This is a genomic window from Saccharopolyspora sp. (genome assembly GCF_017434145.1).
GTDB lineage: Bacteria > Actinomycetota > Actinomycetes > Mycobacteriales > Pseudonocardiaceae > Saccharopolyspora_C > Saccharopolyspora_C galaxeae.
In genome coordinates, this window is sequence record NZ_JAFRFW010000668.1 from 1 (window position 1) to 4,575 (window position 4,575).

4 protein-coding genes are annotated in these 4,575 nt (G+C 71.1%); 1 reads left to right on the forward strand and 3 read right to left on the reverse strand.

Going from position 1 to position 4,575, the window contains the following annotated elements:
• The 3 genes from IJH84_RS18350 to IJH84_RS18360 form a co-directional block, all read right to left on the reverse strand.
• Window positions 1-193 (reverse strand): aldehyde dehydrogenase family protein (locus IJH84_RS18350; RefSeq protein ID WP_295146655.1); only part of this gene is annotated, 193 nt, incomplete at its 3' end.
• Between the two features lie 82 nt (window positions 194-275).
• Window positions 276-1,007, reverse strand: coding sequence for an alpha/beta hydrolase (locus IJH84_RS18355; RefSeq protein ID WP_295146657.1), 732 nt, complete (start codon window positions 1,005-1,007; stop codon window positions 276-278).
• Between the two features lies 1 nt (window position 1,008).
• Window positions 1,009-1,623, reverse strand: coding sequence for a DsbA family protein (locus IJH84_RS18360; protein ID WP_295146659.1), 615 nt, complete (start codon window positions 1,621-1,623; stop codon window positions 1,009-1,011).
• Between the two features lie 337 nt (window positions 1,624-1,960).
• On the opposite strand from IJH84_RS18360, the gene pepN reads away from it, so the two are divergent.
• Window positions 1,961-4,540 (forward strand): aminopeptidase N, encoded by a 2,580-nt coding sequence (gene pepN, locus IJH84_RS18365; RefSeq protein ID WP_295146661.1) that lies wholly within the window; start codon window positions 1,961-1,963, stop codon window positions 4,538-4,540.
• Window positions 4,541-4,575 lie beyond the last annotated feature (35 nt).

Sequence of the window (4,575 nt, forward strand, 5' to 3'; positions counted from 1 at the left end):
GGCGCGCTGCCCAGCCGTCGAACGCCGCCCGCGCCGCCGCGACCGCAGCGTCCACGTCCGCGGCGGTTCCTGCCGGGACGGAGCCGACCACCTGCTCGGTCGCCGGGTCGACCACATCGATGCGCTCGCCGGAACCGGCGACGTACACGCCGTCGATCACGTGCTCGGTCCGGACTGCCGTAGGGGTCGCCATGCGTTCCTCCCGATATGTGACACCGGCAACAGCACACCGAGACTGGCACAACCGCGAACGCGTGCACAGACCTCGATCGCCATCAGTCGAGGTTCGCCAGGAACCGGCGGACCTGCGCCGCGAACGACTCCGGGCACTCCGCGGCAGGCGTGTGCCCGCACTCCAGCACCACCGGGGCGGGCGCGCCGAGCAGCTCGGCGAGTTCGGTCGCGTGCCGGAGCTCGCGGGCGCGGTCGTAGCGCCCGTGCACGACCAGGGCAGGCAGGTCCAACTCGCCGAGCAACGGCGCCAGGTCGGTGTCGCGCTGACTGGTCAACGCATCGATCACGGCGGAGCGGCGCAAGGTCGCCGGGTAGGTTTCCAGCGCATCCGCGATGCGCTCCGGCACCGGGAGGTGCACCCCGCGCTGCGCGACGGCGCGCCACAACTCCGGGCCCCAGGCGGCGCGGACGTGCTCGATGATGGCGTCCACGTCGCCGTGCCCGCGCATGTTCGCCCCGGTGTCGCTGAGCACCAAACCGGCCAAGCCACGCATCCGGTGCAGGGCGGCGCGCAATGCGATCACGCCACCGGTGGAGTGCCCGACGAGCACCACCGGCGCGTGCTCGACCACCAGCTCGGCGACCCGGGCACCGAGCGTTGCCATGTCGTGCGGTCCCGACCACGCCAGCCACGGGGCGATCACGACGTCCGCGCCGGTCCGGTCGGCCAGTCCGTCGAAGATGGCCGGGGCGGACATCGTGCCGGGCAGGCACAGCAGCGTCCCGGCCGCACGCCCGCTCGGCCGCGTGATCAGGACCTCCTCGGCGGGCACCTCAGTCGAACTGCGGCGACTCCGTGCGGGTGCGCTTGAGCTCGAAGAAGTACGGGTAGGACGCGAGCTTGTACGCGCCGTCGAACAGCTCGCCCGCCTGTTCACCGCGCGGGATCCGCGTGGTGATCGGGCCGAAGAACGCCACCCCGTCCACGTGCAGGGTGGGCGTGCCCACGTCGTCGCCCACCGGGTCCATGCCCTCGTGGTGGCTGGCGCGGACCGCTTCGTCGTAGTCGGTGCCGTTCGCGGCCTCGGCCGGCGAGCCGGGCAGCCCGACCTCGTCCAAGGACTCCTTGATGACCTGGTCGTAGTCCTTGATCTCCCGTTCGTGGATCCGGGTGCCCATGGCGGTGTAGAGCGGGCCGAGCACCTCGTCGCCGTGCTGCTGGGCGGCGGCGATGGCGACGCGCACCGGCTTCCACGCCTTGGCCATCAAATCCTGGTATTCCTCGGGCAGGTCGCGGCCCTCGTTGAGCACGGCCAGGCTCATCACCCGGAAGTTCAGGTCGATGTCGCGGACCTTGTCCACCTCGAGGATCCAGCGCGACGAGACCCACGCGAACGGGCAGGCCGGGTCGAAGTAGAAGTCGACCTTGGGGCGTTCGGCGACGCTCATGGATTCACCCTCCACTGTGCTCCGTGCCATCACGGGCGCTTGTCGGTAGGCGCGGGCGGATTTCGCGGCCCGCTGCTCCTAGCAACTCCCCGCCGCCCCCCGATCTTCCCGCAGCGCGCCGATCGGGTGGGAATCTCCCGGTTTTCCCGGATTCCGGGCGCATGCCCAGCGAAAGTCCAGCGGTGGAGGCGGTTCGCCGACACGCCGGGGCGAGTCGTCCAGGCGTCCGGCGGCCGGACGGCATTCCGACGTGATTGGATTCCCGGCATCCCCTGTGAACCGGCGCGGCCACGGCGCGCCGGAGACCGACCGACCCTACGAGCGACGAGGTGATCCGTTGGCCCCGCCGAACCTCACCCAGGACCAGGCCCGGCAGCGCGCCGCACTGCTGGACGTCGAGTCCTACGTGATCGAACTGGACCTCTCCGATGGTGCGGGCGGGCCGGACGTGCGGACCTTCGGCTCCACCACCACGGTCCGGTTCCGCAGCGCGCAGGCCGGCGCGGAAACCTGGATCGACCTGATCGCGGGCCGGGTGCGCGGCGCGCGGTTGAACGGCGTCGAGCTGGACGTGTCCGGCTACTCGGAGCAGGAGGGGCTGCGGCTGCCGGAGCTGGCCGCGGACAACGAGCTCGTCGTGCACGCCGACTGCGAGTACACCAACACCGGCGAGGGCCTGCACCGCTTCATCGACCCGGTGGACGGCGCGGTCTACCTCTACAGCCAGTTCGAGACCGCCGACGCGAAGCGGATGTTCACCTGCTTCGACCAGCCGGACCTGAAGGCGACCTACCAGATCACGGTGCACGCGCCCGCGTCTTGGAAGGTCATCTCGAACGCCGCGGCCGAGGTCGCCGATTCCGAGCTGGGCCGCACGCACGTTTTCGCGACCACCCGGCCGATGTCGACCTACCTGGTCGCACTGGTCGCCGGGCCGTACGCCGAGTGGCGCGACGAGTTCCCCGGCGAACCCGGCCAGGACCCGATCCCGCTCGGGCTGTACTGCCGCGCCTCGCTGGCCGAGCACCTCGACGCCGAGCGGCTGTTCCGCGAGACCAAGCAGGGTTTCGCCTTCTACCACAAGGCGTTCGGGGTTCCCTACCCGTTCGGCAAGTACGACCAGTGCTTCGTGCCGGAGTTCAACGCCGGGGCGATGGAGAACGCCGGGTGCGTGACCTTCCTGGAGGACTTCGTGTTCCGGTCGAAGGTCACCAGCTACCTCTACGAGCGCCGCGCCGAGACGGTGCTGCACGAGATGGCGCACATGTGGTTCGGCGACCTGGTGACCATGCGCTGGTGGGACGACCTGTGGCTCAACGAGTCCTTCGCGACCTGGGCCAGCGTGCTCTCGCAGGTCGGCGGCACCGAGTACGCGCACGCCTGGACGACCTTCGCCAGCGTGGAGAAGTCCTGGGCCTACCGGCAGGACCAGATGCCGTCCACGCACCCGGTGGCCGCCGACATCCCGGACCTGCAGGCCGTGGAGGTCAACTTCGACGGCATCACCTACGCCAAGGGCGCCTCGGTGCTCAAGCAGCTGGTCGCCTACGTCGGGCTGGACAACTTCCTGGCCGGGCTGCGGGTGTACTTCGAGCGGCACGCCTGGGGCAACGCCACGCTGAGCGACCTGCTGCAGGCGCTGGAGGAAGCCTCCGGCAGGGACCTGTCCTGGTGGAGCGCGGAGTGGCTGGAGACCACCGGGCTGAACATGCTGCGCCCCCGGTTCACCACCGACGACGAGGGCCGGTTCACCGAGTTCACGGTGGTGCAGGGCGGGGCCCGGCCCGGCGCCGGTGAGCTGCGCACGCACCGGCTGGCGATCGGCGTCTACGACGACGACCCGGCCACCGGCAAGCTGGTGCGCACGCACCGCGTGGAACTCGACGTGACCGGCGAGCGCACCGCGGTGCCGGACCTGACCGGGGTGCACCGGGGCAAGCTGGTGCTGGTCAACGACGACGACCTGACCTACTGCACGATGCGGCTGGACCCGGAGTCGCTGGCCACCCTGATCGACCGCATCGGCGATCTCGACGAGTCGCTGCCGCGTGCGCTGTGCTGGTCCACGGCATGGGAGATGACCCGCGAGGCCGAGCTGAAGGCCCGCGACTTCGTCAGCCTGGTGCTGGGCCGCTCCGCCGATTCCGGGATCGGCGCGGAAAGCGAGATCGGCGTCGTGCAGCGGGTGCTGCTGCAGGCGCAGACCGCGCTGGCCTCCTACACCGACCCGGACTGGCAGCGCGAGGGCTGGCGGCGCTACGCCACCCGGCTGCTGGAGCTGGCCCGCGCCGCCGAACCCGGCTCGGACCACCAGCTCGCGTTCGTGAATTCGCTGGCCGGTTCGGTGCTGGACCCGGAGCAGGTCACGGTGCTGCGGGGCTGGCTGGACGACTCCGCGCCGCTGCCGGGGCTGACCGTGGACACCGACCTGCGCTGGAACCTGCTGCAGGCCCTGGTGGCGCACGGCGCGGCCGCGGAGACCGAGATCGACGCGGAACTGGCCAAGGACCAGACCGCGACCGGCAGGCGCCGCGCCGAACGCGCCCGTTCGCTGATCCCCACCGAGGACTCGAAAGAACGCGCGTGGCAGCGGGCGGTGCACGACGACGAGCTGCCGAACGCGGTCAGCGACGCGATCATCGCCGGTTTCCAGCACCCCGGTCAGCGCGAGCTGCTCGCCCCGTACGTGCAGCGCTACTTCGCCGAGATCGACGAGGTGTGGCAGCGCCGCTCCAGTGAGCGCGCGCAGCCCACGGTGATCGGGTTGTTCCCGTCCTGGGCGGTAACGCAGGCCACCGTGGACGCGGCCGATGCCTGGCTCGCCGGGGAGCATCCGGCGGCGCTGCGGCGGCTGGTCTCGGAAGGGCGCGCGGGCATCGTGCGGGCGCTGGCCGCGCGGGAGTTCGACCGGTCCTGACCGGTCTCCGGATGCCAGAAGGGCGGGCCTGATCA